This is a genomic window from Enterococcus sp. DIV1726a, from assembly GCF_051710985.1.
In the GTDB taxonomy this organism is placed as follows: Bacteria; Bacillota; Bacilli; order Lactobacillales; family Enterococcaceae; genus Enterococcus_B; species Enterococcus_B hirae.
On the sequence record NZ_JBIOLS010000001.1, the window covers coordinates 1,338,409 to 1,364,409 of the forward strand.

Annotated in this window: 25 protein-coding genes and 1 pseudogene; 25 read left to right on the forward strand and 1 reads right to left on the reverse strand. The window is 38.8% G+C overall.

Annotation, left to right across the window (positions count from 1 at the left end; all coding sequences use genetic code 11):
- Window positions 1-216: 216 nt before the first annotated feature.
- Window positions 217-423 carry a cold-shock protein gene (locus tag IGJ27_RS06030; RefSeq protein WP_010719225.1) on the reverse strand — a complete coding sequence of 69 codons (207 nt, stop codon included), beginning with the start codon at window positions 421-423 and terminating at the stop codon, window positions 217-219.
- A gap of 182 nt (window positions 424-605) precedes the next feature.
- Here IGJ27_RS06030 and IGJ27_RS06035 point away from each other — a divergent pair, with 182 nt between their 5' ends.
- From IGJ27_RS06035 to IGJ27_RS06155, 25 genes and pseudogenes are all read left to right on the forward strand, one after another.
- Entirely contained in the window at window positions 606-2,276 is a 1,671-nt protein-coding gene (locus IGJ27_RS06035) for a formate--tetrahydrofolate ligase (protein ID WP_113792763.1), read from the forward strand.
- A 310-nt stretch (window positions 2,277-2,586) separates the two neighbouring features.
- On the forward strand, window positions 2,587-3,039 hold the full coding sequence (locus tag IGJ27_RS06040; protein WP_178305985.1) for an LMxysn_1693 family intestinal colonization protein: 453 nt from the start codon (window positions 2,587-2,589) through the stop codon (window positions 3,037-3,039).
- A 146-nt stretch (window positions 3,040-3,185) separates the two neighbouring features.
- Window positions 3,186-3,635 carry a lysostaphin resistance A-like protein gene (locus tag IGJ27_RS06045; RefSeq protein ID WP_438791712.1) on the forward strand — a complete coding sequence of 150 codons (450 nt, stop codon included), beginning with the start codon at window positions 3,186-3,188 and terminating at the stop codon, window positions 3,633-3,635.
- Window positions 3,636-3,992: 357 nt separating this feature from the next.
- Window positions 3,993-4,379 carry a hypothetical protein gene (locus IGJ27_RS06050; protein WP_010737532.1) on the forward strand — a complete coding sequence of 129 codons (387 nt, stop codon included), beginning with the start codon at window positions 3,993-3,995 and terminating at the stop codon, window positions 4,377-4,379.
- Window positions 4,366-5,064, forward strand: coding sequence for a CBS domain-containing protein (locus IGJ27_RS06055; protein ID WP_010719220.1), 699 nt, complete (start codon window positions 4,366-4,368; stop codon window positions 5,062-5,064). The genes IGJ27_RS06050 and IGJ27_RS06055 overlap by 14 nt, the downstream gene beginning before the upstream one ends.
- Window positions 5,065-5,068: 4 nt before the next feature.
- Window positions 5,069-5,533 (forward strand): signal peptidase II, encoded by a 465-nt coding sequence (lspA, locus tag IGJ27_RS06060; protein WP_010719219.1) that lies wholly within the window; start codon window positions 5,069-5,071, stop codon window positions 5,531-5,533.
- Window positions 5,530-6,441, forward strand: coding sequence for an RluA family pseudouridine synthase (locus IGJ27_RS06065; protein ID WP_178305984.1), 912 nt, complete (start codon window positions 5,530-5,532; stop codon window positions 6,439-6,441). Before lspA ends, IGJ27_RS06065 begins: the two co-directional genes overlap by 4 nt.
- 238 nt (window positions 6,442-6,679) lie before the next feature.
- Window positions 6,680-7,219 carry a bifunctional pyr operon transcriptional regulator/uracil phosphoribosyltransferase PyrR gene (gene pyrR / locus IGJ27_RS06070; protein ID WP_010719217.1) on the forward strand — a complete coding sequence of 180 codons (540 nt, stop codon included), beginning with the start codon at window positions 6,680-6,682 and terminating at the stop codon, window positions 7,217-7,219.
- A gap of 13 nt (window positions 7,220-7,232) precedes the next feature.
- Complete coding sequence (locus tag IGJ27_RS06075) at window positions 7,233-8,516, forward strand: solute carrier family 23 protein (RefSeq protein WP_010719216.1); 1,284 nt, start codon at window positions 7,233-7,235, stop codon at window positions 8,514-8,516.
- Window positions 8,517-8,528: 12 nt separating this feature from the next.
- A complete protein-coding gene (locus IGJ27_RS06080) occupies window positions 8,529-9,455 on the forward strand; it encodes an aspartate carbamoyltransferase catalytic subunit (protein ID WP_010719215.1) in 927 nt (308 codons plus the stop codon).
- Between the two features lie 18 nt (window positions 9,456-9,473).
- Window positions 9,474-10,754 carry a dihydroorotase gene (locus tag IGJ27_RS06085; RefSeq protein ID WP_178305983.1) on the forward strand — a complete coding sequence of 427 codons (1,281 nt, stop codon included), beginning with the start codon at window positions 9,474-9,476 and terminating at the stop codon, window positions 10,752-10,754.
- Between the two features lie 5 nt (window positions 10,755-10,759).
- Complete coding sequence (locus IGJ27_RS06090; protein ID WP_095454260.1) at window positions 10,760-11,836, forward strand: carbamoyl phosphate synthase small subunit; 1,077 nt, start codon at window positions 10,760-10,762, stop codon at window positions 11,834-11,836.
- 2 nt (window positions 11,837-11,838) lie between these two features.
- On the forward strand, window positions 11,839-15,024 hold the full coding sequence (gene carB, locus IGJ27_RS06095; RefSeq protein ID WP_178305982.1) for a carbamoyl-phosphate synthase large subunit: 3,186 nt from the start codon (window positions 11,839-11,841) through the stop codon (window positions 15,022-15,024).
- Window positions 15,025-15,202: 178 nt separating this feature from the next.
- Complete coding sequence (locus IGJ27_RS06100) at window positions 15,203-15,979, forward strand: dihydroorotate dehydrogenase electron transfer subunit (protein WP_178305981.1); 777 nt, start codon at window positions 15,203-15,205, stop codon at window positions 15,977-15,979.
- Window positions 15,976-16,905 carry a dihydroorotate dehydrogenase gene (locus tag IGJ27_RS06105; RefSeq protein WP_034697879.1) on the forward strand — a complete coding sequence of 310 codons (930 nt, stop codon included), beginning with the start codon at window positions 15,976-15,978 and terminating at the stop codon, window positions 16,903-16,905. The genes IGJ27_RS06100 and IGJ27_RS06105 overlap by 4 nt, the downstream gene beginning before the upstream one ends.
- On the forward strand, window positions 16,902-17,618 hold the full coding sequence (gene pyrF / locus IGJ27_RS06110; protein ID WP_010719209.1) for an orotidine-5'-phosphate decarboxylase: 717 nt from the start codon (window positions 16,902-16,904) through the stop codon (window positions 17,616-17,618). Before IGJ27_RS06105 ends, pyrF begins: the two co-directional genes overlap by 4 nt.
- Window positions 17,600-18,250: an orotate phosphoribosyltransferase gene (pyrE, locus tag IGJ27_RS06115; RefSeq protein WP_178305980.1), complete on the forward strand. Its 651-nt coding sequence runs from the start codon at window positions 17,600-17,602 to the stop codon at window positions 18,248-18,250. The genes pyrF and pyrE overlap by 19 nt, the downstream gene beginning before the upstream one ends.
- A gap of 591 nt (window positions 18,251-18,841) precedes the next feature.
- Window positions 18,842-19,483, forward strand: coding sequence for a YfbR-like 5'-deoxynucleotidase (locus tag IGJ27_RS06120; protein ID WP_010719207.1), 642 nt, complete (start codon window positions 18,842-18,844; stop codon window positions 19,481-19,483).
- Between the two features lie 31 nt (window positions 19,484-19,514).
- Window positions 19,515-20,219 carry a carbonic anhydrase family protein gene (locus tag IGJ27_RS06125; RefSeq protein WP_053766052.1) on the forward strand — a complete coding sequence of 235 codons (705 nt, stop codon included), beginning with the start codon at window positions 19,515-19,517 and terminating at the stop codon, window positions 20,217-20,219.
- On the forward strand, window positions 20,216-21,124 hold the full coding sequence (locus tag IGJ27_RS06130; RefSeq protein WP_053766051.1) for a LysR family transcriptional regulator: 909 nt from the start codon (window positions 20,216-20,218) through the stop codon (window positions 21,122-21,124). Before IGJ27_RS06125 ends, IGJ27_RS06130 begins: the two co-directional genes overlap by 4 nt.
- Window positions 21,125-21,848: 724 nt before the next feature.
- Complete coding sequence (locus tag IGJ27_RS06135; protein ID WP_010719204.1) at window positions 21,849-22,022, forward strand: hypothetical protein; 174 nt, start codon at window positions 21,849-21,851, stop codon at window positions 22,020-22,022.
- Between the two features lie 243 nt (window positions 22,023-22,265).
- Window positions 22,266-23,498, forward strand: coding sequence for a hypothetical protein (locus tag IGJ27_RS06140; RefSeq protein ID WP_178305979.1), 1,233 nt, complete (start codon window positions 22,266-22,268; stop codon window positions 23,496-23,498).
- A gap of 146 nt (window positions 23,499-23,644) precedes the next feature.
- A pseudogene (locus IGJ27_RS06145) lies at window positions 23,645-24,204 on the forward strand (transposase); the annotation flags it as partial.
- Between the two features lie 405 nt (window positions 24,205-24,609).
- Entirely contained in the window at window positions 24,610-25,332 is a 723-nt protein-coding gene (locus IGJ27_RS06150) for an ATP-binding cassette domain-containing protein (RefSeq protein ID WP_053766050.1), read from the forward strand.
- Complete coding sequence (locus IGJ27_RS06155; protein WP_034697902.1) at window positions 25,329-26,000, forward strand: methionine ABC transporter permease; 672 nt, start codon at window positions 25,329-25,331, stop codon at window positions 25,998-26,000. The genes IGJ27_RS06150 and IGJ27_RS06155 overlap by 4 nt, the downstream gene beginning before the upstream one ends.
- Window position 26,001 lies beyond the last annotated feature (1 nt).

A 26,001-nucleotide genomic window follows, 5' to 3' on the forward strand; every position in this document is an offset into this window, starting at 1 on the left:
TATTGAAAAGTGAGATTTTGTAATATTAGTGAACGTTGTACTGTATGGAAGAGACGCAGCATAAGTTGATTTTCTATCGTTCAAGCAATTATAAAATTATAAAAAAGCCGATACTTTGCAAAGAACATTTTGCGGAGTATCGGTCTTTCTTTAAATTGAATATTTTTGATGCAATCTCTTCTGTTTTGAAGAGAAGTTACTATTGTTGAAACTTTCTTATAAGATCATTTTTTTGACATGAGCGGCTTGTGCCCCACGGTTTCCTTCGATTATTTCAAATTCTACAGATTGATTTTCTTCAAGGGTTTTGAAACCTTCTTCTTCAATTGCAGTAAAATGGACGAATATTTCTTCTGTTTCATCATAACTAATAAATCCATATCCTTTTTTGTTGTCAAACCATTTCACAGTTCCTGTGGTCAAAGCTCTCACGACCTTTCTAAAGTCTGATCATAACTAACATTATAAAGAGTATTTATATATACGTCAATTAAATTAAAAAAGCAATCTTGCCTATTTTGTTTTAAAATAAAAAAAGGTATAATAGATATAACTGAACAAATTCTTTTGTTTTGGGTATAAAGTTCGTGTAAAGGGGTAATTTGATGAAGAGCGATCTACAAATATCACAAGAAACAGAGTTAAAACCGATTATTGAAATTGCGGAAAAATTGGATATCCAACAAGATGACCTGGAGCTTTACGGAAAATATAAAGCGAAAATTGATTTTTCCACCATCAAGAAATTAAAGAAAAAACCAGATGGTCACTTGATTTTAGTTACATCCATCAATCCTACACCAGCTGGAGAAGGTAAATCGACCATCACGGTAGGTCTTGGGGACGCATTGAATCAAATTGGTAAAAAAGCAGTGATTGCGTTAAGAGAACCTTCCCTTGGTCCAGTCATGGGAATCAAGGGTGGTGCTGCCGGCGGAGGCTATGCACAAGTATTACCAATGGAAGATATCAATTTACACTTTACTGGCGATATGCATGCGATTACGTCTGCTAATAACGCATTGTCTGCACTTTTGGACAATCATATCCATCAAGGGAATGAACTGAGAATCGATTCACGTCGTGTGATCTGGAAACGTGTCGTCGATTTGAATGATCGCGAACTGCGAAAAGTGATTGTTGGCTTAGGCGGTCCGATTCAAGGTGTGCCGAGAGAAGATGGCTTTGACATCACCGTAGCAAGTGAAATCATGGCGATTTTATGCTTAGCAACAGACATCGATGATTTAAAAGCTCGTTTAGCTCGAATTGTTGTCGGTTATACCTTTGATCAAAAGCCAGTGACAGCTGGTGATCTCAAAGCAGAAGGCGCATTGGCACTGCTATTAAAAGAAGCGATCAAACCAAACTTAGTACAAACGATTTATGGCACGCCAGCATTTGTCCATGGCGGTCCTTTTGCCAATATTGCTCACGGGTGTAATAGTGTTTTAGCTACCCAAACAGCTCTTAAATTAGGGGAGTATGTGGTGACTGAAGCTGGATTTGGTGCAGATCTAGGTGGAGAAAAATTCCTAGATATCAAAGTTCCGAATTTGAAAAAGGCGCCTGATGCGATCGTGATCGTAGCAACAGTTCGTGCATTGAAAATGCATGGCGGTGCAACTAAAGAAGAGTTGAAAACGGAAAATTTAGCAGCATTGGAAAAAGGATTCAGTAATTTAAAACGTCATATCCACAATATGGAGAAATACCATATCCCAGTAATTGTTGCAATCAACGAGTTCGTGACAGATACGGAAGCTGAATTTACTTTGTTAGAACGTCTTTGCGAAAATCAAGGGGTGATCGTAAAACGAGCAAGTGTTTGGGAGCATGGCGCAGACGGTGGAATTGAACTTGCCAAAGCGGTCGTTCGTGCGATTGATAGTCAGCAAGCAGATTATCAGCCCCTGTATCAACCGACAGCGACTATTGAAGAAAAAGTGGCAACGATCGTCCAAGAGATTTATGGTGGAAAAGGTGTCAATTTTAGTAAAAAAGCAAAAAAACAAATCGATGAGTTTGTCCTTAATGGTTGGGATAAACTGCCAATTTGTATGGCGAAAACCCAATATTCATTTTCTGACGATCCGACACTTCTAGGCGCTCCTGAAGGATTTACGATTACCATCAGAGAGTTCGTTCCCAAATTAGGAGCTGGGTTTATCGTTGCGCTAACAGGAGATGTCATGACTATGCCGGGACTTCCCAAAAAGCCAGCTGCATTGAATATGGATGTTACCAGTGATGGGGAAGTACTGGGATTATTCTAAAAAAGAAAGAGGATAGGGTGCTCCATAAAAAAGCCATCTATCAAAAATGATTAGTGAGAATACCTAAAATTAGGTAAAGGCTCCCTTTCGATCAAAAAAAGGATAAAGTCAGCTCTTGTATATGTTCATACAAGGGCTGACTTGTTTTTATACATATTGTGTTAGTCAACAAGTAAATAATGGCGGTTTCACGGATGATTTTGAGTTCAAAACAGCTTTTTATGATAGCAATCATATGTCTAAAATAAAATGATTTATAATCATTGTGAAGAAAACGTTTTCTTTAATACTAAAATAGGAGTGCAAATTTTTGAAAGAGTATTTATTTAGAACAATTTTGGTGTCTACGTCACTTTTGACTTTAGGAACTGCTGTAACTCCGTGTGTTCCAGTATTAGCCGATGAAACGAATAGTTCTGGCATAGCAATTTGTAGTGATGATGAGTACTATGTATTAGACGAACCATCGATTCAGACAAAAACTTGGTCACAACCTCAAAGTTGGCGTATTTCTAAAGGAAATCGTACATATTCGGGTACAGAAACCCACAATAGAAAAACCACATTATCAATTGGTGCAACGATCTTCGGAATGAATATTAAAATCGGGAACGAATACTCAGTAAACGGAAAATTCAAGAAGTATCGTCAAAATTCAAGAATAACGGTCACTTACCGAGTTTATCGTAAAGTAGACAATAAATATATTCGTACTCAAACTGCTACAGCAAATACACAATATATTGATTATGTAGCAATATGATACATAGGAATACTAAGAAACATTGGAAATTCATTCTTTGCTTGAGTTACTTTATTATTTATTTTATGATCCCAAATATAGGGATCCCAATCAAATATGATTTCATATTTGATTGGATTTCTTGGTTTCCGTTGATCCTAAGTTTTATGTTTTTGGTGTTGTTCCACCAGCTTCTCTATCAATCATTAGTAGAAATACAATGGCTGAAACTCATATTTATAGCAGTCTTTTGTATCGTTAGTATTATTGTCATTAATACTGCTTTGCCTGATACAAATAGCTTACCCCTAAATTCTTTAGCTAATAGTGAATTGAAAAAATATATAATAAGTGCTACAACGTACGGTGTATTTTTAGAAGAAATAATTTTTAGATTTAGTCTAATCAGCTTACATTCTGACAGGAAAACAAAGGCTTCTCTCCTCATAATCTCTTCATTCTTGTTTTCAATCGTACACGGAGGAAATTTCAACCTTTTTTTCTGCGGCGTTCTATTTGGATTCGTTTATATAAAAACTTCTAATGTGTGGTACGCCATATTGACCCATGTTTTTTATAATGGTGTGGGTATATTTCTTTTTTTATTCTTTACTTAGTTGTTGCAAAGCAATGAACGATAAAGTAGTTAAAGCAAGTGGAGGTTTACAAAAAGTGAGGTTGAAAAAAATACTTCTAAACAGTAAAAAAGGATGACACAATTATTCATTACGGATAGTTGTGTCATCCTTTTATTTTCGAGCGAACATCTTTAATGGATATATAAGGAGTGAAAACGATGTTACAACAGATTTCTAATAGTTTTTCTGGTTGGCTACTTTTACTGTACTCGCTGCATTTGAGCAAAAAATGTCTATAAATTAGTTAAATATAGGGAACTCAAACACTTTGAGACATCTACTTTCTTGTTCGGGTGTTTTACGGTATACTAAGAAAGCATCAGGAGGAGGGGCGTTATGGACGTACGAGTGACAAGACGAACAGGTTTTTATGGCATGGGTAGTCCGATCCAACTGCGGATCAATGGAAAGAAAAAAGGACAATTGAATCATAATCAATCGGTTTTACTTAAGTTAGAAGCACCTTTTACAATGCAAGTTTCGTTTTATTGGTTAAAAAGTCCAGTGTATACAATAACGCATCCGTCCAAAGGATACGTCATTACAATGAATCTCTTATTGTTACAGATTTATCCCTTTTTATTTTTAGGAAGTGGATTAAGCGCATTGTGGTTACACAATCTAATTTATAGTATGTTCGTGGTACTTGTAATGATTGGCTTCTTTTTTTTCATCAAAAACCAAGCCTATGTAATCAAGGAGGAGAAAGATGGCAAACTCTGATATTTTTTTAAGTAGTTTTAATCGGATCGAAAAATGGATGAGAGATGAAATGGGTAACGCCCGCAATATGGGATTTACTGAGTTAGTTCGGCGACTTGCCCAACGCAAAAAAGCAGTGATTCGTCAATATGAAGAAGATTTGCTTCAGCTGGCGCAGTTACGAAATGCCATTGTTCACGATCGGATTGCTGTGGATTTTGTGATTGCTGAACCCAATGATTGGGCAGTCAATAAGATCCAGCAGATTGAAGAAGACTTGATTCGTCCAGCAAAGGTTTTACCTCGCTTTGCGAAACATGTCACAGGTTTTGAACGAGATCTTCCTTTACTTGATTTGTTAGGAACGGTTGCCAAAAAACGATACTCACAGTTTCCTTTATATAATAAAGGGAAATTCGTAGCGCTTGTGACATTGCGGGTCATTGGTTTTTGGCTAGCAAAGGAAAGTCAAAAAGGGACCATTGATTTAACAGATAAAAAAGCGGCTGATTTGATTTTTAGTGATGGCAAATATACGAATTATCGTTTTGTAGCTGAACATACTTATGTTTATGAAGTGGAAACAATGTTTCGGGAACAAGGAACTCTAGAAGCAGTCCTGATTACCAAAGATGGTCATCCTGACGGCAACTTACTGGGGATCATTAGACCTAGAGATATTTATCAACAAATAGAAAAGGAATGATTTTTTGTTAGCAATTTATTTTATGATCAGTGGATTATTAGTGGCTCTTGATCAGTGGGTCAAATGGTGGATCGTCAATGATTTATCTTTAGGCGAAACGAAGACATTGATTCCAGGCGTCTTATCGTTGAATCATATACGCAATACTGGGGCAGCTTGGAGTATGCTTGAAGGGAAGATGTGGTTTTTCGTCATAATCACAGTGGTTGCTGTCATTGTTGTTGTGACATTGATGGTCAAGAATCGCAAACAGGGCAATCGATGGTTGCTGACAGGGTTAAGTTTTATTTTAGCAGGAGCTATTGGGAATTTTATTGATCGTGTAAGACTGGGATATGTCGTCGATATGTTCCAAACAGATTTTATGAATTTTCCGATCTTCAATGTAGCTGATATGACACTTGTTTGTGGTGTGATTCTTATTTTGATATACATTATTTTAGATGAAAAGGAACAAGGGAAAAAATGACAGAATTAAACGCAACGATTCAAACAGAAACAGGACGGATCGATAAAGTACTCACAGGTTTATTCAACGATTATAGTCGTTCACAAATCCAGCTTTGGCTCAAAGATGGTGCCGTTTCGGTCAACGGACAAGTGGTGAAAGCAAATTATAAAGTGAAGAAAAATGATGAAATCGTGATCGCTGTGCCAGAACCAGAGACCCTTTCAATTGAAGCAGAAGACATTCCATTAGAAATCGTTTATGAAGACGAAGCGGTTGCTGTTGTCAACAAACCACAAGGCATGGTCGTCCATCCTTCAGCAGGTCATCCGAATGGTACGATGGTCAATGCTTTAATGTATCATGTAAAAGACCTTTCGTCGATCAATGGTGTGATCCGTCCAGGGATCGTCCATCGAATCGATAAAGATACTTCAGGTTTGTTGATGGTAGCGAAAAATGATTTAGCACATGAATCTTTGGCCAAGCAATTAAAAGATAAAACTTCTTTACGTAAATACGTAGCGTTAGTCCATGGAGTGATTCCTCATGAAAAAGGAACGATCAACGCACCGATCGGTCGATCAAAAGTGAACCGTAAAATGCAGGCAGTCAGAGAAGATGGCAAACCAGCCGTGACCCATTTTGATGTCTTGGAACGATTCAATGATTTTACGTTGGTGGAGTTGACGTTAGAAACAGGTAGGACCCATCAGATCCGTGTGCATATGAAATATATAGGCTATCCTTTAGCTGGAGACCCAGTTTACGGACCAAGTAAGACATTGAAAGGAAATGGACAATTTCTTCATGCGAAGCTCTTAGGCTTTACCCATCCAATCACAGGTCAGGAAATGGTCTTTGAAGCACCGCTTCCTACAATCTTTGAAAAAACTTTAGAAAAACTAAGGAAAAGTGTTGCATTTTGATTTAGATAACGGTATAGTATTTAACAACGAAAGCATAAAAACTTCATATCAGTTCCTTTAAGTTTAGTCCCGTGAGGCTAAGAAGGGTGTGGGTAAGAGAGCTATGGTGCGCCATAACATCGATTACTCAATGACGTAGTATAACTATCAGTGTATCTAAATGTACACTCAGTCTAGACATTCCTCCTGTCCTCTTAGGGCAGGAGTTTTTTTGTGTATAAAAAAGGAGGAAACAAACATGCAAGCAAAAGAAGTTGTGGATCAAGTAACCATGAAGCGGGCATTGACACGTATCACGTATGAAATCATTGAAAGAAATCAGACGATTCAAGATGTTGTCTTAATTGGGATAAAAACAAGAGGGATTTACATCGCATCAAGAGTTGCCGATCGTTTGAAGCAACTTGAAGGCATCGAAGTTCCGGTCGGAGAGCTGGATATCACATTGTATCGTGATGATAAAAAAGAAACACCAGCTGAAGCAGAACTTCATTCTTCAGATATTCCCGTTTCACTAGAAGGAAAAGAAGTGATTTTGATCGATGACGTCCTTTACACTGGACGAACGATTCGAGCAGCGATGGACGCAGTAATGGACTATGGTCGTCCTAGAAAAATTTCTCTGGCTGTCTTAGTAGACAGGGGACATCGAGAGTTACCGATTCGAGCAGACTATGTTGGGAAAAACATTCCCACAGCAAAAACAGAAGAAATCTTAGTCGAAATGCAAGAACTTGACGGCAAAGATCGAATCATGATTTTGAAAGAGGAAGAATAGAGGAGCAATTGATATGTCAGAACAGAAAAAATTCCATAATCACGATGCGGTTTTAGATATCCACGATCGCCCAAAAACAGGACATTGGATCGGCTTAAGTTTACAACATCTCTTTACGATGTTTGGTGCTACTGTACTTGTGCCGATTTTAGTGGGGATCGATCCAGGGATTGCCTTAGTCAGCTCAGGATTAGGAACATTAGTTTATCTTTTTACTACTAAAGGAAAGATTCCAGCCTACTTGGGTAGTAGCTTTGCCTTTATCGCAGCTATGCAAATGCTGATGAAGACTGACGGTTACCCAGCGATCGCCCAAGGAGCCGTAACGACTGGTCTGGTTTACTTGATCGTCGCATGGATCATCAAAAAGATCGGTTCAGCATGGTTGGACAAAATTTTACCACCGATTGTCGTTGGTCCCGTGATCATGGTAATCGGTTTGGGGTTAGCAGCGAATGCTGCAACGAACGCAATGTATAACCAAGGCAACTATGATTTTAAATATATAGCCGTGGCACTGATCACTTTAGCATTGACGATTTTCTTCAACATGTGGCTAAAAGGATTTTTAGGACTTATTCCAATTTTGTTAGGGATCATTTGCGGCTACCTCGTTGCTTTACTCTTCGGAATCGTCGATACAAAGCCGATCGCTGATGCTGCATGGTTCGCTTTACCAAACTTCGAGATTCCATTTGTTCAATATGAACCCAAGCTTTACTTAGGAGCAATCACGACGATGGCACCTATCGCTTTCGTTACGATGACGGAACACATTGGACACTTGATGGTCTTGAATAAATTAACCAAACGTAATTTCTTTGAAGAGCCAGGTTTACACAAAACATTGATGGGAGATGGCTTAGCGCAGATCGTCGCAGCTTTCGTCGGTGGTCCTCCAGTTACAAGTTATGGGGAAAATATCGGTGTGTTAGCAATCACTCGTGTACACAGCGTATTCGTCATCGGTGGTGCAGCAGTTTTCGCTGTGATTTTAGGATTTGTGGGCAAATTAAGCGCTTTGATCTTAAGTATCCCCGGACCCGTAATTTCCGGAATCAGCTTTATCTTGTTCGGAGTGATCGCAGCGAGTGGAATGAAGATTTTGATCGAAAATAAAATCGATTTTGATAAAAAGAAAAATCTGTTGATTGCTTCAGTGATCTTAGTGGTCGGAATCGGCGGCTTGGTTTTTGAAGTAGGCACCTTCACGTTATCAGCAATGGCTTTAGCAACTGTACTTGGTATCATTCTGAATCTTATCTTACCCGAAACTTCACGTAGCGAAGAAAAATAAGGAGGAACTATCATGATCATCAAATCAGAACGCATTAGTTTAAAACATTTATTGACAGTGGAAGCTTTAACGGATCAAGAAGTCATGGGCTTGATCCGACGAGGTCAAGAGTTTAAACAAGGAGCAAACTGGACACCACAAAAACCGCAATACTTTGCGACGAATCTGTTTTTTGAAAATAGTACTCGTACGCATAAGAGCTTCGATGTAGCCGAAAAGAAACTAGGCTTAGAAGTGATTGAATTTGAAGCGAGTACGAGTTCTGTACAAAAAGGGGAAACCCTTTATGATACGGTCTTGACGATGTCTGCGCTCGGTGTGGATGTTGCAGTAATCCGCCATGGAGATGAAAATTACTATGATGAATTAATCCAAAGTAAAACGATCCAATGCTCGATTATCAATGGTGGTGACGGAAGTGGCCAACATCCAACACAATGCTTACTTGATTTGATGACGATCTACGAAGAATTTGGTTACTTTGAGGGATTGAAAGTAGCAATCGTTGGGGATATCACACACTCACGAGTAGCAAAATCAAACATGCAAATGCTGAAACGATTAGGAGCACAAGTCTTCTTTTCAGGTCCACGCGAATGGTACGATGAAGAATTTGAAGTCTATGGGCACTACCTGCCATTAGATGAATTATTAGAACAAGTGGATGTCATGATGATGCTTCGCGTACAACATGAACGTCATGATGGGAAAGAAAGTTTTTCAAAAGAAGCCTATCACCAAGAGTATGGATTAACAGTCGAACGTGCGAAGAAATTACAAAAGCATGCGATCATCATGCACCCAGCGCCAGTCAATCGTGATGTCGAATTAGCTGACTCCCTTGTGGAAGGACTACAATCACGAATCGTACAGCAAATGAGCAATGGCGTCTTTGTTAGAATGGCGATCTTAGAAGCAGTACTAAACGGAAAAGCGTAAAGCTAGGAGGAAGAAAAGATGAAAACACTCATTAAAAACGGTCAAATCAATACACGAAAGAATGAAACAACACCTGCAGAAATTTGGATCGAAAACGGAAAAATCAAAGCAATCGGCGAAGGATTTTCCGAGGCTGAATTTGATGAAGTGTTTGATGCCAAAGGACAACTGATCACACCTGGTTTAGTGGACGTCCATGTCCATTTAAGAGAGCCAGGATTTACATACAAGGAGACGATTGCAGCTGGTACTAAAGCAGCAGCAAGAGGCGGCTTTACAACTGTTTGTGCCATGCCTAATCTGAACCCTGTACCTGATACCCCGGAAAAATTAGAACAGGTCTATGACTTGATCAAACGAGATGCTGTGGTCAAAGTCTTGCAATATGCACCGATCACTGAAAATCTTCGAAGTGAAGTCTTAGTGGATCAAGAAGCGATGATTAAAGCAGGAGCATTTGCATTTACGAATGATGGCGTGGGTGTTCAGACCGCAGGAACAATGTATCAAGCCATGAAAGAAGCAGCAAAAAATAACAAAGCACTGGTAGCACATACGGAAGATGAATCATTACTATTCGGTGGAGTGATGCATGCTGGTGATAAAGCAAAAGAACTAGGTTTGCCAGGTATTTTAAGTGTAACTGAATCCTCACAAATCGCACGGGATCTCCTTTTAGCTGAAGCAACAGGTGTGCACTATCACGTCTGTCACGTTTCTACCAAGGAAAGCGTGCGGGTCATTCGTGATGCCAAAAAAGCGGGTATCCACGTTACAGCAGAGGTTTCTCCCCATCATTTGATCTTGATTGATGAAGATATCCCCGAAGACTTCGGCTTTTGGAAAATGAATCCCCCATTAAGAGGAAAGGAAGATCGAGAAGCGTTAATCGAAGGACTTCTTGATGGAACGATTGATTGTATTGCGACTGACCACGCGCCACACGGATTAGAAGAAAAAAGCAAAAGTTTCTTAGAATCACCATTTGGGATCGTAGGAAGTGAGACAGCTTTCCAACTGATTTATACGCACTTTGTTGAAACCAATCGTTTCACACTCGAACAAGTGATCAACTGGATGGCTACCAAGCCAGCGGAAATCTTCAAGTTAGAGGCTGGGACATTGACAGTTGGGGCACCAGCTGACGTAGCTGTTTTCGATATTGAACACTCAAGTACAATCGATAAGAAAGATTTCTTATCGAAAGGCGAAAACACACCTTTTGTTGGATGGAACGTCAAGGGCGAAACATTAGGAACATTCGTTGATGGAAAATTGGCGTGGCACAAAGGGGAGTGAAGCAAATGGAACGATTATTGATTTTAGAAGATGGGACAGTTTTTAAAGGAAAAGCATTTGGAGCGAATAATAATGTGTTTGGCGAGATCGTGTTTACTACCAGCATGACAGGCTATCAAGAAACGATCACAGACCAAAGTTTCAATGGACAAATCATTACCTTTACGTATCCGATGGTGGGAAATTACGGTGTCAACCGTGATGATTATGAATCCATCGCACCAACTTGCAAGGGCGTAGTCGTCAAAGAACATGCGAGAGTGGCTTCTAATTGGCGGAGTCAAATGACATTGGACGAGTTTTTGAAACGAAAAGGTATCCCTGGAATTTCAGGGATCGATACTCGGGCCTTGACACGAAAAATCCGTCAAGTTGGAACGATGAAAGCGAGTATCGTGGATGCTGGTGATTCCTTTGAACATGCTTATGACCAATTGAAAGCGACCGTTTTAGCTACAAACCAAGTGCAACAAGTCTCAACGAGTAAACCATATCCAAGTCCTGGAACTGGAAAAAATGTGGCTGTCATTGATTTTGGTTTGAAACATAGTATTTTGCGTGAACTAAGTAAAAGAAACTGCAATTTAACCGTATTACCTTATAATACGGATGCAAAAACAATTCTTTCCCTAGCACCAGATGGCGTCATGCTGACGAATGGACCAGGAGATCCAAAAGACGTACCAGAAGCTATTGAAATGATTCGAGAAATCCAAGGGAAAATACCAATTTTCGGGATCTGTTTAGGGCATCAATTGTTTGCCTTAGCTAATGGTGCGGATACCTATAAAATGAAATTTGGTCATCGTGGCTTGAATCATCCTGTCCGAGAAATCGCGACTGGAAGGATCGATTTTACTTCTCAAAATCACGGCTATGCTGTGGATGAAAAAACAGTTGATCCAGATCAGTTGCTGATCACCCATGTAGAAGTAAATGATGGGACTGTGGAAGGAATTAGACATCGTCATTATCCAGCGTTTAGCGTCCAATTCCATCCTGATGCAGCTCCCGGTCCACATGATGCGCTTCATTTATTTGATGAATTTATGGAAATGATGGATGCAGGAGAGGAGAAATAAACATGCCAAAACGTACAGATATCAAAAAAATTATGGTGATTGGATCAGGTCCGATCATCATTGGTCAAGCGGCGGAATTTGACTATGCCGGAACCCAAGCTTGTCTTGCTTTGAAAGAAGAAGGATATGAGGTCGTTTTAGTAAATTCCAATCCCGCAACGATCATGACTGATCAAGAAATTGCCGATCAAGTGTATATCGAACCGATCACACTAGAATTTGTTTCAAGGATCTTGCGAAAAGAACGTCCTGATGCTTTGTTACCGACATTAGGCGGACAAACAGGCTTGAACATGGCAATGGAACTAGCAGAATCTGGTATTTTAGATGAACTAGGCATTGAGCTGTTAGGGACAAAATTATCTGCTATCAATCAAGCAGAGGATCGTGATTTATTTAAAAAGTTGATGGAAGAACTGAATCAACCAATCCCCGAATCTGAAATCGTCACAACTGTTGAAGAAGCGGTCGAATTTGCTAATAAAATTGGCTATCCAATCATCGTTCGTCCCGCTTTCACATTAGGTGGAACGGGTGGTGGAATGTGTAAAAATGAAGAAGAACTTCGAGTGATCGCAGAAAATGGTCTGAGCCTTTCTCCAGTGACCCAATGTTTGATCGAACGCAGTATTGCAGGATTCAAAGAAATTGAATACGAAGTTATGCGTGACTCGGCTGATAATGCCATTGTTGTTTGTAACATGGAAAATTTTGACCCAGTGGGTATCCACACAGGCGATTCGATCGTCTTCGCCCCAAGTCAGACCCTTTCAGATCATGAATACCAGCTGTTGCGTGATGCATCATTAGCGATTATTCGTGCATTGAAAATCGAAGGCGGCTGCAATGTCCAACTTGCACTTGATCCACATAGCTTCAATTATTATGTGATCGAAGTTAACCCACGTGTTTCACGCTCTTCTGCTTTAGCAAGTAAAGCAACTGGTTACCCGATTGCAAAATTAGCGGCTAAGATCGCTTTAGGTTTAACACTAGATGAAATGAAGAATCCGGTAACTGGAACGACTTATGCAGAATTTGAACCAGCTTTGGACTACGTCGTTGCTAAGATTCCTCGTTGGCCATTCGATAAATTTGAGAATGGGGAACGAGTTTTAGGAACTCAAATGAAAGCAACTGGCGAAGTAATGGCGATTGGTCGTAACATTGAAGAATCCCTATTAAAAGCTGTCCGCTCTTTAGAGATCGGGACACACCATTTGGAAATACCAGAACTAAACATGATCGATGATAGTGAATTGATCGAAAAAGTCGTCCGTGCCCAAGATGATCGCTTATTCTATGTCGCAGAGGCGATTCGCCGCGGCTATCCAATTGAAGAATTGGCGGAGTTGACAAAGATCGATTTGTTCTTTTTAGACAAGTTGCTCCATATCGTTGAACTAGAAACTGAACTGTTGGAACACCCGCAGGATGAAAACGTCTTACGTACTGTGAAACAAAACGGGTTTACGGATCAAAAGATTGCTGAACTGTGGAAAACTGAAGCAAAGCAGATCAGAGAGCTTCGTGAAAAATCCGACATCAAACCCGTATACAAAATGGTCGATACGTGTGCGGCTGAATTTGCTTCACAGACGCCTTATTTTTACAGCTCATACGAAGTTGAAAATGAAAGTGAACGATCCGAAAAAGATTCTGTTCTTGTCTTAGGCTCTGGACCCATTCGAATCGGTCAAGGGGTCGAGTTTGACTATGCAACGGTCCATTCAGTTAAAGCGATCCAACAAGCAGGTTATGAAGCCATTATCATGAATAGCAATCCCGAGACAGTTTCAACCGATTTCTCGATCTCTGATAAACTGTACTTTGAACCACTGACTTTTGAAGATGTGATGAATGTCATTGAACTTGAACAACCGATTGGGGTAATCGTCCAGTTTGGTGGTCAGACAGCTATCAATTTAGCGGAGCCATTAGTTCAAGCGGGCGTCAAAATTTTAGGTACTACAATTGAAGATCTAGATCGAGCTGAAAACCGTGATTTATTTGAACAAGCCTTAAGAAGCCTGGAAGTACCTCAACCACTAGGTGATACTGCAACTAGTAAAGAAGAAGCAGTAGGGATCGCTTCAAAAATCGGTTATCCTGTTCTTGTCAGACCAAGTTATGTCTTGGGCGGTCGAGCAATGGAAATCGTTGAAAATCAACAAGATTTGGAAGATTATATGGAACATGCAGTGAAAGCTTCCCCAGAACATCCTGTTTTGATTGACCGTTATTTGCTTGGAAGTGAATGTGAAGTAGATGCCATTTGTGATGGGGAAACAGTTCTAATCCCTGGGATCATGGAACACATTGAACGTGCAGGGGTCCATTCGGGGGATTCCATGGCTGTTTATCCGCCACAAGCACTCTCAGCAGAGATCAAACAAACCATTGAAGACTATACGATTCGCTTAGCTCGTGGTTTAAACTGTATCGGTATGATGAATATCCAATTCGTGATCCACGACAATCAAGTTTACGTGATCGAAGTTAATCCTCGTGCAAGTCGAACGGTTCCGTTTTTAAGTAAAGTTACAGGAATACCAATGGCTCAAATCGCCACAAAAGCGATCTTAGGTGAAAAGTTAAGTGACTTAGGCTTTACGAATGGCTTATATCCAGAATCAAACGCTGTCCATGTGAAAGCTCCTGTGTTCTCGTTTACTAAATTGCAACAAGTGGATACCTACTTAGGTCCTGAAATGAAATCTACTGGAGAAGTCATGGGCTCTGATCAAAACTTAGATAAAGCACTATACAAAGCGTTTGAAGCATCAGGTCTACGCCTGCCAGATTATGGTGCCGTCTTGTTCACGATCGCTGATGAAACTAAAGAAGAAGCGTTAGCGCTAGCTAAACGTTTTTCAGAAATTGGTTACAGCCTATTAGCTACCAAGCATACGGCAGCTTATTTTGAAAAAAATGGGCTGATCGTCACGCCTGTTGCTAAAATCTCTGAAAAAGCAACGGAGAAAAATGTTGTTGAGTTGATTCGAGAAGGAAAAGCACAGGTCGTTGTTAATACCATCGATAAAGATCGAGGAAATGCCTCGAAAGACGGATTTATCATTCGCCGAGAAGCAGTTGAACATGGTATTCCTTTATTTACTTCATTAGATACAGCGGATGCGATCATTCGGGTAATGGAGTCTCGAGCTTTTTCAACACAAGCGATTTGATCAGCATGTTCTAAAATGACAGTTCCTATAATGATTAAGTAATAGTTAAAATAGCTTGTAGGCACCTAAACAGAGATAAAAGTGATCATTTTCGTTCGCCTTGTTACTGACATTGGCTGAAAGGATCACTTTTGTCGAGATGTTTGGCAATGAAAAAATCCCAAAGAGGAGAGCAGATATGAAGCAAGAAGTCATGACAATCATTCAACAAACACAACTAGCACCACGTATTTATGAATTGACTTTAAAAGGAGAATTGGTCAAAGAAATGTCAATACCTGGGCAGTTTTTGCATATTCGAGTACCTAGAGCAGATTTGCTTTTACGCCGCCCCATCAGTATCCATTCGATTGATCAACAAAACTACACTTGCCAGATCATCTATCGAATCGAAGGTGAAGGAACGAAAGAATTTTCTACGTTGAAAGCTGGCGATTCTTTAGACGTTTTAGGGCCATTAGGCAATGGCTTTGATCTATCTGGGTTGTCCGCAGGAGAGGAAGTGTTCATCGTAGGGGGAGGAATTGGCATCCCACCTTTATATGAATTAGCCAAACAACTGACTACACGTGGCATAAAAGTGACTAATTTTTTAGGATTTGCATCAAAAGAAGTCATGTACCATGAAGCAAAGTTTCATGAATTAGGTGAAACCAGAGTAGCGACGGATGATGGTACCTATGGGATCCATGGAAACGTCGGAAATCTGCTAATGAGTACTCACAAGCAACCAAAAGCTGTCTTTGCTTGTGGTGCGAATGGTCTCTTAAAAACAGTCGAACAACTTTTTGCGGATCATCCAAATGTCCAATTATCATTAGAATCACGAATGGCTTGTGGTATCGGTGCTTGTTATGCGTGCGTTTGTCATCGACCGGATGATGAAACTGGAACAAAAAGTGTCAAGGTTTGTGACGAGGGGCCAATTTTTAAAGTAGGAGAGGTTGTCTTATGAGTAATCCCTTAGCAGTTAAGCTCCCGGGTTTGGAATTGAAAAATCCGATCATGCCAGCCAGTGGATGCTTTGGATTTGGGAAAGAATATGGGAAATATTACGATTTGAATCAATTAGGGTCGATCATGGTCAAGGCGACAACGCCGCATGCAAGGTTTGGTAATCCCACCCCACGTGTGGCGGAAACACCCTCCGGTATGTTGAATGCGATCGGATTGCAAAATCCCGGTCTGGAAGTTGTCATGAATGAACTGTTACCAGAATTAGCTGTCTATCCAGATTTACCTATCATTGCGAATGTCGCTGGTGCCTGTGAAGAAGACTATGTCGAGGTTTGTCGTAAAATTGGAGAAGCGCCGAATGTCAAAGCGATCGAGTTGAATATTTCTTGCCCAAATGTCAAACATGGCGGCATTGCCTTTGGGACAGACCCAGACGTTGCCTTTCAATTGACACAAGCTGTCAAAAAGGTTGCAAGTGTACCAGTTTATGTGAAACTTTCCCCTAATGTGACGGATATCGTGCCCATTGCACAAGCAATCGAAAGTGGAGGGGCAGATGGCTTTACGATGATCAATACACTACTTGGTATGCGGATTGATCTGAAAACACGTCAACCTATTTTAGCCAACCAGACAGGCGGTCTTTCTGGTCCTGCGATCAAACCAGTGGCGATTCGTTTGATCCATCAAGTCGCCGCTGTTTCCGAGTTACCGATCATTGGTATGGGCGGTGTCCAAACTGTTGACGATGTCTTAGAGATGTTCATGGCAGGAGCCAGTGCCGTGGCAGTAGGAACAGCTAATTTTACGGATCCGTACATTTGTCCGAAACTGATTGAAGAACTACCCGTACGAATGGCAGAATTAGGGATCGAATCCCTCCAACAACTAATCAAAGAAGTAAGAGAGGAACGAATGAAATGAACCAACGACCAATTATTGCTTTAGACTTTTCGACGTGGCAAGAAGTGGAACAATTTATGCAACTATTCCCTGAAGAGGAAAAATTATTTGTAAAAATCGGAATGGAATTATTTTATCAGGAAGGACCGATTATTGTTCGTTGGTTGAAAGATGCCGGACATGAAGTATTTTTAGACTTGAAACTTCATGATATCCCTAATACGGTGGAAAAAGCCATGCGTGGGTTAGCAAAACTAGGCGTGGATATCACTTGTGTCCATGCAGCTGGCGGAATCAAAATGATGCAAGCGGCACTACGTGGGCTAGAAGAAGGAACGCCTGCTGGCAAAAAACGCCCATTGTTGTTAGCGATCACTCAGCTTACTTCAACGAGTGAAGCGGATATGCATCATGATCAATTGATTCAAGTTCCCTTAGAAGAAAGTGTGATCCATTATGCGAAATGTGCCGAAGCAGCTGGACTGGATGGCGTTGTTTCTTCTGCCTTAGAAGTGAGTGGCATCAAAGCAGCCACCCGCCAAGATTTCATTTGTCTTTCTCCGGGTATCAGACCAGAAGGAAGCGTCGCAGGTGATCAAACGAGGATCGTCACGCCTGCCCAAGCTCGAGGAATTGGTTCAACGTTTATCGTGGTTGGACGACCAATCACTCAAGCGAAAGATCCCTACCAAGCCTATCAAACAATCAAAGAAGAATGGAGTCGATCAATTTGAATACGATTGAAAAGAACATTGCCAAAGATTTGTTAGCTATTGAAGCGGTTTTCTTAAGCCCAAATGAACCATTCACGTGGGCAAGTGGACTAAAAAGCCCGATTTATTGTGACAACCGCATCACGATGAGTTATCCAAAAGTCAGAAAAGCAATTGCTCAAGGGTTAGCAGAAAAAATCAAGCAAGCATTCCCTGACGTGGAAGTCATTGCTGGTACAGCAACAGCAGGAATCCCCCATGCGGCATGGGTGGCAGAAATCTTGGACTTGCCAATGGTTTATATTCGTAGTAAAGCGAAAGATCACGGTAAAGGCAATCAAATCGAAGGACGGATTTTTGAAGGTCAAAAAATGGTTGTGATCGAAGATTTGATCTCGACAGGCCAAAGCGTTTTAGAAGCAACGGAAGCAGCCAAAAGAGAAGGCGCTAATGTATTAGGCGTAGCAGCGATCTTTACGTATGAACTACCAACAGGTGAAGAAAATTTTGCCAAAGCAGAGTTACCACTATTTACTCTCACGAATTATTCTGTCTTGATCGAAACAGCGTTAGCCGAAAAATATATTGATGAAGCGGAATTAGCCTTGTTAAAAGAATGGAAAAAGAATCCAGCGGACTGGTTAAAACAGTAACGAAGGATACGAAGATGGAACAAAAACAAAAGACTCAAAAAAGGGCTTTCGTTGAACAAAATCCATGGTATACTAGGATCAAACAAAACAACTGAATGAAACAAAGGAAGCATCCAAGACGAAAGTTTTGCTATGGACGAGTAGCGCGATTACGAAATTTCGTAAGAAAAAAATTTCTGCGAGGTTTTAGAGCTATGTTGTTTTGAATGCTTCCAAAACGTTGCGCAGAGATCATAGGTGCTAAGACCTGTTTTAGAGCTATGTTGTTTTGAATGCTTCCAAAACACGGACAAGGTAAGAAATTTATCGCTGAAAGTTTTAGAGCTATGTTGTTTTGAATGTTTCTGAACTAATAGTTGCTGTGCTTCGCTTGTCGTTTTTAAGGCGAGGAGCTTACACAGAGTTGGTTTTGAATCTTATGATTATTTTGATGGAAACTAGAGTTGTTTTTCTGGTTTCTATTTTTTTATAGCAAGAATGGCATGATTCTCATCAAAAAGATTAATTTTTCGTTGATTTACAAACGGGATATTTGCGAAAGATAGTTATTTAATGATAAAATCATCGGAAAAGTAAAGGGGAGGCTATTTTATGGGATTGAATGAATTTATTTTAGGTTTGAATAATTTGGAAAAAATTACACGAGCGCCAGGGTTCTTTAAATTTACTGAACATACGGTAGCCGCTCATTCTTATCGAGTGGCTTCGATTGCTCAAGTCTTAGGTGACATTGAAGAGGTTCATGGTCAAGCGATCGATTGGAAATTACTTTATGAAAAAGCGTTAAATCACGATTACACAGAACGTTTTATCGGGGATATCAAAACACCGGTCAAGTATGCAAATAAAGAGTTACGGGGAATGTTACAAACAGTTGAAGAAAAGATGACGGATGAGTTCATCAACCAAGAGATTCCGGAAGAGTTTCAAGAAGTATACCGCCGGCGATTGTTTGAAGGAAAAGATGACACAGTGGAAGGTGAGTTATTAGCAATCTCTGATAAAGTCGATCTATTGTACGAATCATTTGAAGAAATCATCAAGAACAATCCAGAAAAAGTATATAAAGAGATGTTTATTGAAGCGGTAACTACGATCAAAGGGTTTGAGCATCGTCCTTCTGTCAAGTATTTCTTCAACGAGATTTTCCCTGAATTACTGAATCAAGAATTTTATGGGAAAGAAGACTTTTTAGCGACTGTTTCCACGATCGTTAAAAATAGTCAACAATAGAAAATTTTGCAAAGATGCAGGAGGAATAAAAGTGAAAAAGAATATGGATGTTGAATGGGGATATACGGGAGAAAGAGGACCAGAACATTGGGCTGAATTATGCGACTGGTTTGCTAAAGGTGCGGCGTTTGAATTGCAGTCGCCCATTCCATTGACCACTTGTGAACCAGCGAAGGATCAATCAGATACCATTGCTTTTCATTATCAGAAGCAACGGTTTACAGATAAAGAATTTAAAAATACGATCCACTTGGTTCCTTATGATCAGCTTAGTTATGTCGAATTTAAAGGTCAGAAATATTATCTCACAGATATCCATTTTCATATGCCTTCTGAACATCTGATCAATGGTAATCAAGAAGATATCGAGTTCCACTTTGTTCATATGAATGCCAAAAAAGAAAATTTAGTTGTTGGTGTGATGTTTCAGCTAACGACGGATGAAGGTTGGTTGTATGATCGAGACAATGGCGATAGTTGGGATGTAGAAAAACATGAACATTGGACCAATCCATTGGTTCTTTTTCCTGAACAAAAAAGCCATTACCATTATGTCGGCTCTTTAACTACGCCACCAACGAGTGGACCAATCCAATGGTTTGTCATGGATCAAGTGCAAAAACTAAATAAAGATTTCTTGATTCCTTTTAAAGGACAGTATGCACAACCAAACAACCGTCCGCTCCAACCGTTGAAAAATCGTCCAATCAGTTATTTTGTGAGGGATCATCAGTGAACTTCCAACAATTAAAATATGTAATTGCTGTAGCGAACAATGGGAGTTTCAGAGAAGCAGCTAAAAAACTCTATGTCGCACAACCAAGTCTTTCCGCAGGAATCAAAGAATTAGAAACCGAGTTAGGGATCACGCTGTTCACTCGAACGAATCGAGGGGCGTATCTGACCGAGGAAGGACAAGAGTTTTTAAAAAGAGCGGAACGGATTCTCTTACAGTTAGAGTCTTTAGAAAATTATTATTTGACGAATGAGAAGCGTGAAAGCTTTTCAATTGCTTCGCAACATTATGATTTCTTAGGTCCTTTAACAGCAAAGTTGATCTCTTCTTTCAAAAGTGAGATCAAACAGTTTCGAATCATTGAAACAACGACCGCCAATGTGATCGAAGAAGTAAAGGATCAACATAGTGAGATTGGGATTCTTTATATGAATGAACACAATCAAGCAGGGATCAAGCGCTACTTAGAGCAAGGGGAGCTTGTTGCCCATTCATTAGGAGAATTTCAAACGCACATTTTTTTACGTCAGGGACATCCGCTCAGTGAGAAGAAAGAAATTTTTAAAGAAGAATTACTTCCTTATCCCCAAGTGAGATTTACACAAGATGGCAATAATTTTCCTTATTTTTATGAAGACTTGATTGAAAGTCCTGATCAAGAAACGGTTATCTATACGAGTGATCGGGGAACATTGATGAATATCGTGTTAGAAACAGATGCTTATGCTTCAGGTTCTGGGCTGGTCATTGGTGAGATCAAAGAGTATTTACGTTTGATTCCATTGGCAAATAGTCCCCAAAATGAATTGTATGTGATTTATTCTGCTAAGCGCCAATTAAGCGAAATTGCACAAAAATTCATGGAAAGTCTAACCGTTTTACTGAGTCAAATCAAAACAAATTGAAAAAGCTCTTTGTCAATAAGGGCTGATGAGTGGTGTAAAATCAAATCTGGGTCAGAATGAACCTCATTCTGTCTCAGATATTTTTTTGTGTTTTGAAAGACAATGAGACAAAATAAATACCAAGTAAAATTTTTTTCTTCACATTATTTAAGTCTCCTTAAAAGGTGTTAGATAGCACTTTCAATAAAAAAACGCTTTCTTATTCTGATATATTATATACTTTAAGTTATGTAAAAAAATTTCATAAAATATGTGTTTTACGTCATAATCGCTAATATTTACTCCTCCGTAATTGTTTAATTAAACCAATTTTTCAAGGTATCTTTTTAGATATCTATCACTAAATTATCTCTCGCTACTCCTTATAGTAATTTATCTAGTTGATTGATTTGTAAAATACGATCAACCTGTACAAATGAACAATGAATAAATTTATAAATTACCTTTATAAAATATAATAACAATTGTAAATTATTTGTATGCAAAAAATTTCGAATTTTTATATCAAAACCTTAATCTATATCCTAAAATGAATTGAATTTCGTTGCTCTTATTGACTGTGGATGTGGAAATAATTTTTTATAAATAAAGGACAATACAGAAAAAATGAACGATTATGACATGAAAACTATTTTTTATGACTTTTATATATATAATTTGATTTCTCTGTTATGATTTATTCAGAAAGCGCTTTCTGTTTTTTTGGATTTCGAGGTAATAGAAAATGAAAAATAAGTTTATCTTATCTTTAGATATTTTAACTATTGGAATTAGCGTATCTGAAAGCACAATCTCTGGATATGCTTCTACAATAAATGAACCATCTACTGTGGCAGATAGTAGCCAAGAATTAACTCTTTTAGATAAAAATGTAGTAGCTAAGGTAAATATCTATTAAAAGTGAAGCGTCTCTATGTGCACTCTATCGTTGGGTACAAAAATAGGAACGTGAAGGACTAGTTGGTTTGATTAGAAAGACTCGAACTGACTTTGGGCAAATTAAAGTTTCAGACGTTAGATTTTTGGTCTAACTTTTGATGATCGGTGCATTATGGCTTTTGAAACAGAATTTTTTCTGTATAAGTTTTTATTTTCCGTAGGATAAGTGAAAATCATTAAATGAAAAGGAGATTGATGGCATATGAGATTAGACAAAATGATAGTTACTTTTATTAATGCTTTAAGCATAGCAAGTGGAATAGGCGGAGCAAGGGCACTGCCTAGTTTAGACAATCAAAATCAAGGGAGGGGATTAGGAAAAGTACTAGATTTAGAAAACAGGAATGAAACCACCCGTTTATCTGATAAAACTTATCCACACAAAAAACTACACTCAAAACACAGAAATAAGGGGAACTTAAAACATTTAGATAAAATACAAGATGATGTTTCAAGACAGCCATATTCTGCTAAAAAAATTTTACATAAAAAAATAAAGAATCTTATTAAGCAAGAAGAGACAGATTTTAAAAAATTAAAAGAGGGAATTTCTACTGAAAGTTCTATAGAAGTTAATCAATTACAAACGAATCTCCAGCGGGTTCAAAATTTTTGCTCGAAATTCCGTAAACTAAGAAATGATATAGTAATTGAATATGGTAAAATGACACAGCAAAAGGTAAATTTAAGAAAGCATAAAATAAAGAACAAAAAAATGCTTAAAGAATGCTATAAAGAAATAAAAGTTTTAAGTACAAATAAAAAGCATATCGACTATCTTATATCCAATTGTAAAGACATGGTAAATCAATTACAAGAGTCTATAGAATCAAAGAAAACCCATTCTGTGAGTACAAGTAAATCAACTATGACAACATCACACACAGAGCAACCTACGACAAGATCACGCACAGAGCAACCTACGACCACATCACGCACAGAGCAACCTACTATTTCTCTACAAGAAACAGAACGTATTCTAATAAGAAGTAAAAAACTTATATCCCAGTTCAACGAGAAAACTCAAGAAATCAATGCTTTCCGTAGGCAAGAAAAAGAGTTACTTTTACTATTACAGGATCAGTATAGGACTCAATTTGAAAATCCTCGTAATATTAGTGACGTAAAAGCAGACCTTAATGAGATAAATCGTAACATAATTCCAAAATTAGAGTCGGAAAAATTTCATATTCAAGCTGAAATAATTAAGGAGGTAAATCATATAAATTCGCTTGAAGGCCAAGGGAAAATAAGTCCTTTTGAAGCAAAAAAGTTTCTTAATGAGTATAATAAACTCAATATTAACTTTGCTAAAGAAAGAAACAAAAGAGACATATCATTGAAACAGAACCTTTCAAAAAAACTAGAAAGTATAGTTTTAAATAATTCAGAGAAACCTATTGCACAAAATACAACTATATCTATGACAAGATAGTCTACAAAAAGTGTGTAAACCTTGGCTCTTTGTCAATAAGGACTGATGAGTGGTGTAAAATCAAATCTGGGTCAGAATGAACCTCATTCTGTCTCAGATTTTTTTGTTATTTCATGTTGATTAATTGATTAATCAAAAAAATCCTAAGTTATCACAAAGAAAACAAAAAGAAATACAAGGAGAATCCATTTAACGTGGAAAACTGGCACTACCTTGAAGAACAAGATGAATACATTTGCCCAGCGAATCGTCCGATACCGTTCAAAAATGATAGTCGAAAGATAAAGGTGGCTTTATTCAAGATTTCAAAATCTATGAATGTGAGGATTGTCGGAACTGTCCAGTCCGTCGTTAATGTACGCGTGCGAAAAGTGAACAAAAGCGAAAAATTCAAGTAAATAATAATGGGCGCTATTTCAAAGCAGAATGCAGAAAAAAGCTTTTAGAGGAGAAAATCGAGGTCGAACCAGTGTTCGGGCATCTAAAGACTCACTTGGCGTTCCATCGTTTCCATTTACGTGGGAAACAAGGAGCAACGATTGATATTGGTTTGGCACTGATGGCATTAAATTTAAGAAAATTAGGAAAATATATGGAGAGGAAAGTGTACATAATAGAAAAAATAAGTTCGATTTTGACACTAGCCATCAAAGTCGAACTTATTTTCTTTTTGAGAAAGAACTATTGTCCCGCTCTCAAATTATAGAGCCATTGAAAAAGTGGTTGAATGATCGGCAACAGCGATCGTTTGACCGCTTTTTCTTTTCCTCCTATTTTTCGTTTTTATGAAAAAGAAACTGAATTTGTTGAAAAAAGAAATAACAACGTTGTTAGCTTATGGTGATTAATGGCAATAGATAGAATACATGCTTGTTACAGTGAGGGTTCTTAAAAGATACAGATAAATCGGTTTATAAAACACCATTATTAATACAGTTAAAAAACAGATAGAAGATGAGTAAAAAAGTTGCTTTTTTACGAATACTCCGCCATTATAGAAACAGTTAGTATTTAGGAAGCGTTTTTTATTTAAATAGAAAACCAATAAGCTGATTTATCTATTTTTATCAAACAGTTTGATAAGGTGTACTATTTTTCATTGGAGGAACAGATGATTGAATTGATCAATGTAACTAAAAGCTATGAAGGCACGCAAGCGGTAAAGAATATTCATTTGACAATCGAACCAGGTGAGATCATCGGAATCGTTGGGAAAAGCGGTTCTGGTAAATCCACGTTACTTCGTTTGTTGAACTTAATGGAAGAACCTAGTAGTGGGGAAATCCTAATCGATAGTGTGGCCGTTCAAAAGTTGAACAAAAAAGAAAAAAGGCAACAAAAACAAAAAATGGGGATGATTTTCCAAAACCATAATCTATTAGATAACTTAAAGGTGTATGAAAACGTGGCATTACCATTGAAGCTGCAAAAGAAAAAGAATCGTGAAAAAATCGATTATTTATTAAATTTTGTTGGGATGGCTCATAAAGCTGCTGTTTATCCAGTAAAACTATCTGGCGGTGAAAAGCAACGAGTGTCGATTGCTCGGGCGTTGACACGTGACCCAGAAATTTTATTGTGTGATGAAGCCACCAGCTCACTAGATGAAGAAAATACGGAAAGTGTGATTCGTTTATTGCATAAAGTCCATGAAGAATTCCAGCCGACAATTTTCTTTGTTAGTCACGAATTAGAAACCGTGAAAAGCTTATGCCAACGAATTTTGGTCATGGAAAATGGCGAGTTGATTGGCGAATTAAGAAATCACCCACAACGTTATACGGAAGAAAACTTGACGTATTTTGAAAAAATAAAAAGGAGCTTAGCGCAATGATTCATTCACAAAGCATGATGGAGTATTGGCCAGCGCTACTGACCAGTCTCGAAGAAACGGGCATCATGATGGCTATTTCGATGGGCGTGTGTGTGGTTGGCGGATTGCCACTAGGTTTAGGGTTGTTTTTGGCGAATCCTAAAGTTCGTGGTCGTTATCCTTGGATTTATTGGACTTTGAATTTTTTAGTCACAGTGATCCGCTCTTTTCCATATCTATTATTTGTAATTGCGTTGATCCCAGTAACTCGCGCGGTATTAGGCAAAGCCTTTGGTCCTATACCAGCTTCTGTACCACTTAGTATCATTGCGATCACTATCTTTGCCCGGCTAGTTGAACAGGTCTTGCTGGATGTTTCTGACGAAACTTATGCATTGGCCAATTCATTAGGGACGACTCGCTTTCAATATATCTGGCATTTTTTACTAGTAGAAGCGAGAAGTGGTTTAGTCTTGGCGTATACGACGACGACTGTCAGTATGGTTTCCTATTCGACAGTCATGGGAGTCATTGGTGGTGGCGGAATTGGTGATTTTGCTGTTCGTGTCGGTTATCAACGCTATGAATATGGGGTCATGTATGTCGCCATTGTGATCATGATCGTTTTAGTCTTTATTTTACAAATGCTGGGAAACTTTGTTGCTCAGACACTGGATAAACGAAAATAGG

Excerpts from the sequence above, each read along its gene's own strand:
- IGJ27_RS06140 (WP_178305979.1), top strand. The coding sequence starts at position 22,266 with ATGAGATTAGACAAAATGATAGTTACTTTTATTAATGCTTTAAGCATA.
- IGJ27_RS06080 (WP_010719215.1), top strand. The coding sequence starts at position 8,529 with ATGATCATCAAATCAGAACGCATTAGTTTAAAACATTTATTGACAGTG.
- IGJ27_RS06050 (WP_010737532.1), top strand. The coding sequence starts at position 3,993 with ATGGACGTACGAGTGACAAGACGAACAGGTTTTTATGGCATGGGTAGT.
- IGJ27_RS06155 (WP_034697902.1), top strand. The coding sequence starts at position 25,329 with ATGATTCATTCACAAAGCATGATGGAGTATTGGCCAGCGCTACTGACC.
- IGJ27_RS06085 (WP_178305983.1), top strand. The coding sequence starts at position 9,474 with ATGAAAACACTCATTAAAAACGGTCAAATCAATACACGAAAGAATGAA.
- IGJ27_RS06105 (WP_034697879.1), top strand. The coding sequence starts at position 15,976 with ATGAGTAATCCCTTAGCAGTTAAGCTCCCGGGTTTGGAATTGAAAAAT.
- IGJ27_RS06150 (WP_053766050.1), top strand. The coding sequence starts at position 24,610 with ATGATTGAATTGATCAATGTAACTAAAAGCTATGAAGGCACGCAAGCG.
- IGJ27_RS06055 (WP_010719220.1), top strand. The coding sequence starts at position 4,366 with ATGGCAAACTCTGATATTTTTTTAAGTAGTTTTAATCGGATCGAAAAA.
- IGJ27_RS06065 (WP_178305984.1), top strand. The coding sequence starts at position 5,530 with ATGACAGAATTAAACGCAACGATTCAAACAGAAACAGGACGGATCGAT.
- carB (WP_178305982.1), top strand. The coding sequence starts at position 11,839 with ATGCCAAAACGTACAGATATCAAAAAAATTATGGTGATTGGATCAGGT.
- IGJ27_RS06100 (WP_178305981.1), top strand. The coding sequence starts at position 15,203 with ATGAAGCAAGAAGTCATGACAATCATTCAACAAACACAACTAGCACCA.
- IGJ27_RS06045 (WP_438791712.1), top strand. The coding sequence starts at position 3,186 with ATGTTTTTGGTGTTGTTCCACCAGCTTCTCTATCAATCATTAGTAGAA.
- IGJ27_RS06035 (WP_113792763.1), top strand. The coding sequence starts at position 606 with ATGAAGAGCGATCTACAAATATCACAAGAAACAGAGTTAAAACCGATT.
- IGJ27_RS06075 (WP_010719216.1), top strand. The coding sequence starts at position 7,233 with ATGTCAGAACAGAAAAAATTCCATAATCACGATGCGGTTTTAGATATC.
- pyrR (WP_010719217.1), top strand. The coding sequence starts at position 6,680 with ATGCAAGCAAAAGAAGTTGTGGATCAAGTAACCATGAAGCGGGCATTG.
- pyrF (WP_010719209.1), top strand. The coding sequence starts at position 16,902 with ATGAACCAACGACCAATTATTGCTTTAGACTTTTCGACGTGGCAAGAA.
- IGJ27_RS06090 (WP_095454260.1), top strand. The coding sequence starts at position 10,760 with ATGGAACGATTATTGATTTTAGAAGATGGGACAGTTTTTAAAGGAAAA.
- IGJ27_RS06135 (WP_010719204.1), top strand. The coding sequence starts at position 21,849 with ATGAAAAATAAGTTTATCTTATCTTTAGATATTTTAACTATTGGAATT.
- IGJ27_RS06120 (WP_010719207.1), top strand. The coding sequence starts at position 18,842 with ATGGGATTGAATGAATTTATTTTAGGTTTGAATAATTTGGAAAAAATT.
- pyrE (WP_178305980.1), top strand. The coding sequence starts at position 17,600 with ATGGAGTCGATCAATTTGAATACGATTGAAAAGAACATTGCCAAAGAT.